Here is a 4,694-nt window from a genome sequence, read left to right on the forward strand (position 1 = left end):
GCAGGATGCGGGTCTGGGTCAGCATCTTGCGGGCGTGCAGGTTGTCGGCGACGTCCGTGCGGTGCTTGCGCAGGTAAAGCGCCGTGCCGATGTCCGCCGCGGTCATCACCGCCCAGCCCACCAGGACGATGAAGGCCACCAGCAGGCCGTGGAGCAGGAGCCGCTCCAGGCCGTCGGGGATCGGCGCGATCTTCAGGGCCCCGCTGACGGCGGCCACCACCAGGGCGAGGCGGCCCGGCGCCCGGGTCCGCACCACGAGCGAGCGGGTGAAGTCGCTCCTGCCTTGCAGGCTGCGCCGGACGGCCTTGACCAGCAGGTGGTGCAGGAGGAGCGCGAGGGCCAGGGCCCCCGCGACGAGGGCCAGCCCGACCGCCCAGGTGGGAATCCAGGCGGGGAGGGGCAGGTTCAGGGCGTATTGGGGCATCCCGCGTTCAACCCAGAAGCCAGCCGTTTGGTTCTAGGTAAAGAGCTTCGGGATCCAGTCGGGCACGCGGCGCGGGCGGCCCGTGGCCTGCTCGATCAGCACCCAGGTGGTATGCACCTGGGCGCACATCTGGCCGTCGGGGCCGTCGATGCGGATGAAGCGGTCGAAGCGCGGGCCCTCGGGGGCCTGGGCGACCCAGGTGCGGCCCTGGGCGGTCTCCCCGGGCATCAGGGCGCGGCGGTAGTCGATCTCGTGGCGCAGGGCGATCCAGGCCCAGGTCGCCTGGGCGTCGGCGGGCGCGCGCGAGCGCCAGTGCGCGATGCCGATGTCCTGGGCCCAGCGCAGATAGACCACGTTGTTGACGTGGCCGTTCTCGTCGATGTCGTCGGGCGTGGGCTCGAACGTCAGGCGGAAGACCTGCCGGCCCTCCGGCGGTTCGAGCAGCTTGCTCACGCCTCCAGGACGCCCTGCTCCTGGAGCACCGTCTTCAGCTCGCCCGACTGGAACATCTCGCGGACGATGTCGCAGCCGCCGACGAACTCGCCCTTCACATAGAGCTGCGGGATCGTCGGCCAGTCGGAGAAGGTTTTGATGCCTTCGCGGAGCTGGTCGTTCTGCAGCACGTCGACGCCGACGAACTCGACGCCCAGGTGGTCGAGGATCTGGACGGTCACGGCCGAGAAGCCGCAGCGCGGCTGTTCCGGCTCGCCCTTCATGAACAGCACCACGGGATGCTCGGCGACCGCGCTGGCGATCCATTCGTGGACGGGATTGGCGGCGGTGGTGTCGGTCATCGGACGCCCTTTCGGCGTGAAGTCTTCGGCCAAGAGCTAGGGACGCGAGCCTCCAGGGTCAAGCGCGTCAGGCGGGCGCACTCGTCTCCAGCGCCAGGGCATGGAGCTCGCCGCCCATCTTGCCCTTCAGGGCGGCATAGACGAGCTGGTGCTGGCGCACGCGCGGCAGGCCCTTGAACGCCGTGGAGACGATGCGGGCCTTGTAGTGATCGCCATCGCCGGCCAGGTCGGTGATCTCGATCTCGGCGTCGGGGAAGCCCTCGCGCAGGGCGGCTTCCAGGTCGGGTTGGGACATCGGCATGGCCTGGACTTAGGCCGGTGTCAGCCCGCGGTCCAGAGCAGCGACAATCCGAAGGCGCCCATCAGGCCGGCGGCGCCCCGATCCAGCGGCTTCTGCGCTCGGGCGTAGGCGGTGGCCGCGCGCAGCGACGAGAAGGCCAGCGCCAGGCCCGCCTGCCAGACCAGGCAGGTGGCGGTGACCACCGCGACGGCCGCCCAATGCACCCACTCGGGCGTGTTCGGGCCGACGTAGGCCGAGAACACAGAGGCGAAGAACAGCACCGACTTTGGGTTGGTCAGGCAGATGGCGAGGCCTTGCCAGAAGGCCGCCTTCGCCGCGCCCGGCGGCGGCTCGACGGCTTCCGGCTCCGGCTTGGCGCGCCAGAGGGCGATGGCGAACCAGACCAGGTAGAGGCCGCCGCCGACGCGCAGGATCTTGTAGAGCCAGGGCGCGGCCGCGAGCAGGGCGGCCAGGCCCACGACGGCGGCGACGCACCAGATCACGCAGCCCAGCGTCGTGCCGAGCGCGGTGGCCAGCGCGGGCCCGCGGCCCCGGCGCATGGCGACGCGCATGGTCAGGAAGTTGGACGGCCCGGGGATGACCGAGGTGCCCAGCGCCAGCAGGAACAGCGCGCCCAGCGATACGATGTGCTCGGTCATGGGCTCTCAGGCGCTGCGGGTGAAGGCCATCGTCCAGTTGGTCTCCCAGGTCTCCCCGCCGTCGTACGAGAAGGCCTGGCTCCAATGGGCGGAGGCCGAGGTGATCCGGTCCCAGCGATAGACCACTTTCACCGGCCGGTCGCCGTCCACATCGTCGCCGTGGAACAGGCCAATACCGTCCTCGAACCGGCCGAAGACGGGTGGCTGCAGGCGGCCGTCCAGGCTGCTGACCCAGTAGATCGCCCAACGCCGCGCCTCGGGATCGAAGGTCCGCATCGCCACGCCCTGGAAGCCGCGGTCGGGGAAGTCGTTCTCCTCGACGTTGCAGAGGCCGCCCATCAGCCCCTGGGTGAAGCTGGTCCCGGCGAAGGCGTCCCAGTCGTCGGCCCCGACGCCGCGCGTCTTCAGGCGGCGATGCTCCACGGCCCAGCGGCCGTAGAGGAAATGGAAGTCGCGTCGTCCGTCGTCGTAGCCGTCGTAGGCCATGGCCGTCTCCCTCGGTCGAGGCCCAGGGATAGGCGGCCGCTGCTGACACGGCATGTCAGCAATCCCCTCTCCCCTCGCGCTGCGGCTCGGGGAGAGGAGGGGCTCAGTCGATGATCGAAGAGTAGATGATGCTCTTGAGCTGGCCGCGGAAGTTGAAGGTGCCCGACGGCATGAGCTGGGTCATGAAGACCACGCAGAGGTCCTCCTTCGGGTCGACCCAGAAGATCGTCGAGGCCGCGCCGCCCCAGTAGTAGTCGCCGGCGCCCAGGCCGCCCGACTCGACCTCGCCCAGCGTGGAGGCGAAGCCCAGGCCGAAGCCCACGCCGTCGTAAGCGGTCTCGGAGAACCCGCCCAGCGCGCAGTCGGTGAGCTGCTTGCCGCCCGGCAGGTGGTTCATGTGCATGAGGGCCAGCGTGCGCGGCCCCAGGATGCGGTGGCCGTCCAGTTCCCCGCCCCGGCGGAGCATCTCGCAGAAGCGCAGGTAGTCGGCGCTGGTGCCGGTCAGGCCGCCGCCGCCCGACTTGAAGCCCGGCTCGAAGTTGTAGGCCGAGGTCTCGGGGTCATCGATCAGCTTAAGGGTCTTGTCGGGCCCGCGCTGGTAGTTGGCCGCGAAGCGATCCTTCTTCTCGGGCGCCACCTGGAAGGCGGTGTCCTTCATGCCCAGCGGCTGGAAGATCGTCTCGTCGAGATACTGGGCGAACGGCTTGCCCGAGATGATCTCGACCAGCGCGCCGCAGACGTCGGTGGCCAGCGAGTACATCCAGGCCGTGCCCGGCTGGTAGCGCAGCGGAACCCGGCTCAGCTTGTCCATGAACGTTTGCATGGAATCGGTGGAGCCCAGCGAGCGCACCTTGAGCTCGCGGTAGACCTTGTCGATCGGGTGCTGGATGCCGACGCCAGGCAGGCCGCCGCCGTAGGTGAGGCCGGCGGTGTGGGTCAGCACGTCCCGGAAGGTCACTGGGCGCGCCGGCGCCTCGGTCTTCATGTCGGCGCCTTCGCCCGAGATCCACACGCGGTGGTCCTTCCAGGACGGCACGAAGCGCGAGACCGGGTCGTTGAGCTGGAAGTGGCCGCGCTCGTACAGCGTCATCAGCGCCACCGAGGTGATCGGCTTGGTCATGGAATAGATGCGGTAGATCGTGTCGTCGCGGGTGGCCTTGCGCCGCTCCAGGTCCATCGATCCGAACGACTTGAAGTAGGCCAGGTGGCCGTGGCGGGCGACGCTGACCTGGGCGCCGGGGATCTTGCCCGGACCGATGTAGTTGCGCTCCAGGTGCTCGGTGATGCGTTCCAGGCGGGCCGCGTCCAGGCCGGTCCACTGCGACTGCGCGTCCATCAAATCCTCCCGACAGTATGGCTTTCTCTTTGAATGCCCCCATCATGGGCGCCGAACAGGCGTTTGGCCAAGTGGAAGGACGGGTATGGACGAACTCGAAGCCCTGGCGGCGGAGATCGGCGCGTCGCTGAAGGCCCGAGGCGAGAAGATCGCGGTGGCCGAGAGCTCGTCCGGCGGACTGATCTCGGCGGCGCTGCTGAGCGTGCCGGGGGCCAGCGCCTACTACCTGGGCGGGGCGGTGGTCTACACGCCGAAGGCCCGGGTGCTGCTGACCGACATCCCGCGCGAGGCGCTGGAGGGCATGCGCTCGGCCAGCGAGCCCTATGCCCTGCTGCTGGCGCGCAACCAGGTGGAACGCTACGGCGCGACCTGGGGGATTTCCGAGACCGGCGCCGCGGGGCCGACCGGCAATCCCTACGGCGACGCGGCCGGCCACACCTGCGTGGCGGTCTCGGGGCCCGTGGAAGCGGTGCTCACCATCGAGACCGCGTCCAGCGACCGCTCCGCCAACATGCGCGCCTTCGCCGCCGCCGCCCTGGACCTGCTGAACAGAGCGCTGAAGTCGCTGGAAGGGTAGGGACGCCCTCTCGGCTCGTCATCCCGGGCTGGTCCCGGGGATCCATTACAGGGCGCCGGCTAGGTACGCACTCCCCCTCCCACCTCGTCATCCCCGGGCTCGTCCCGGGGATCCAGACACGCCGGCGGCGAGGCCGCG

The 4,694-nt window shown here is 69.8% G+C and carries 7 protein-coding genes and 1 pseudogene; 1 reads left to right on the plus strand and 7 read right to left on the minus strand.

Features of this window, described 5'->3' with window-relative positions; translation table 11 throughout:
- The 7 genes and pseudogenes from Q0L11_RS14365 to Q0L11_RS14395 all read right to left on the minus strand — a co-directional run.
- Positions 1-424 (minus strand): annotated as a pseudogene (locus Q0L11_RS14365) (mechanosensitive ion channel family protein); the annotation flags it as partial.
- 33 nt (positions 425-457) lie between these two features.
- Positions 458-877, minus strand: a complete 420-nt coding sequence (locus tag Q0L11_RS14370) for a thioesterase family protein (RefSeq protein ID WP_296598126.1) — start codon at positions 875-877, stop codon at positions 458-460.
- Complete coding sequence (grxD, locus tag Q0L11_RS14375) at positions 874-1,218, minus strand: Grx4 family monothiol glutaredoxin (RefSeq protein WP_296598127.1); 345 nt, start codon at positions 1,216-1,218, stop codon at positions 874-876. The genes Q0L11_RS14370 and grxD overlap by 4 nt, the downstream gene beginning before the upstream one ends.
- Positions 1,219-1,285: 67 nt before the next feature.
- Positions 1,286-1,519, minus strand: a complete 234-nt coding sequence (locus Q0L11_RS14380) for a BolA family protein (RefSeq protein WP_296598129.1) — start codon at positions 1,517-1,519, stop codon at positions 1,286-1,288.
- Between the two features lie 20 nt (positions 1,520-1,539).
- On the minus strand, positions 1,540-2,157 hold the full coding sequence (locus Q0L11_RS14385; protein ID WP_296598130.1) for a LysE family transporter: 618 nt from the start codon (positions 2,155-2,157) through the stop codon (positions 1,540-1,542).
- A gap of 6 nt (positions 2,158-2,163) precedes the next feature.
- Positions 2,164-2,643: a DUF1579 domain-containing protein gene (locus Q0L11_RS14390; protein WP_296598131.1), complete on the minus strand. Its 480-nt coding sequence runs from the start codon at positions 2,641-2,643 to the stop codon at positions 2,164-2,166.
- A 103-nt stretch (positions 2,644-2,746) separates the two neighbouring features.
- A complete protein-coding gene (locus Q0L11_RS14395) occupies positions 2,747-3,979 on the minus strand; it encodes a serine hydrolase (RefSeq protein ID WP_296598132.1) in 1,233 nt (410 codons plus the stop codon).
- Between the two features lie 85 nt (positions 3,980-4,064).
- On the opposite strand from Q0L11_RS14395, the gene Q0L11_RS14400 reads away from it, so the two are divergent.
- Positions 4,065-4,556: a CinA family protein gene (locus tag Q0L11_RS14400; RefSeq protein ID WP_296598133.1), complete on the plus strand. Its 492-nt coding sequence runs from the start codon at positions 4,065-4,067 to the stop codon at positions 4,554-4,556.
- The last annotated feature ends 138 nt before the right edge of the window (positions 4,557-4,694 follow it).

This window comes from Phenylobacterium sp., from assembly GCF_024508875.1.
Classification (GTDB): domain Bacteria; phylum Pseudomonadota; class Alphaproteobacteria; order Caulobacterales; family Caulobacteraceae; genus Phenylobacterium.

What these genes read in the sequence shown, in the direction of transcription:
- Q0L11_RS14400 (WP_296598133.1), top strand. Translation starts at nt 4,065, where the DNA reads ATGGACGAACTCGAAGCCCTGGCGGCGGAGATCGGCGCGTCGCTGAAG.
- Q0L11_RS14390 (WP_296598131.1), bottom strand. Translation starts at nt 2,643, where the DNA reads ATGGCCTACGACGGCTACGACGACGGACGACGCGACTTCCATTTCCTC.
- grxD (WP_296598127.1), bottom strand. Translation starts at nt 1,218, where the DNA reads ATGACCGACACCACCGCCGCCAATCCCGTCCACGAATGGATCGCCAGC.
- Q0L11_RS14380 (WP_296598129.1), bottom strand. Translation starts at nt 1,519, where the DNA reads ATGCCGATGTCCCAACCCGACCTGGAAGCCGCCCTGCGCGAGGGCTTC.
- Q0L11_RS14385 (WP_296598130.1), bottom strand. Translation starts at nt 2,157, where the DNA reads ATGACCGAGCACATCGTATCGCTGGGCGCGCTGTTCCTGCTGGCGCTG.
- Q0L11_RS14395 (WP_296598132.1), bottom strand. Translation starts at nt 3,979, where the DNA reads ATGGACGCGCAGTCGCAGTGGACCGGCCTGGACGCGGCCCGCCTGGAA.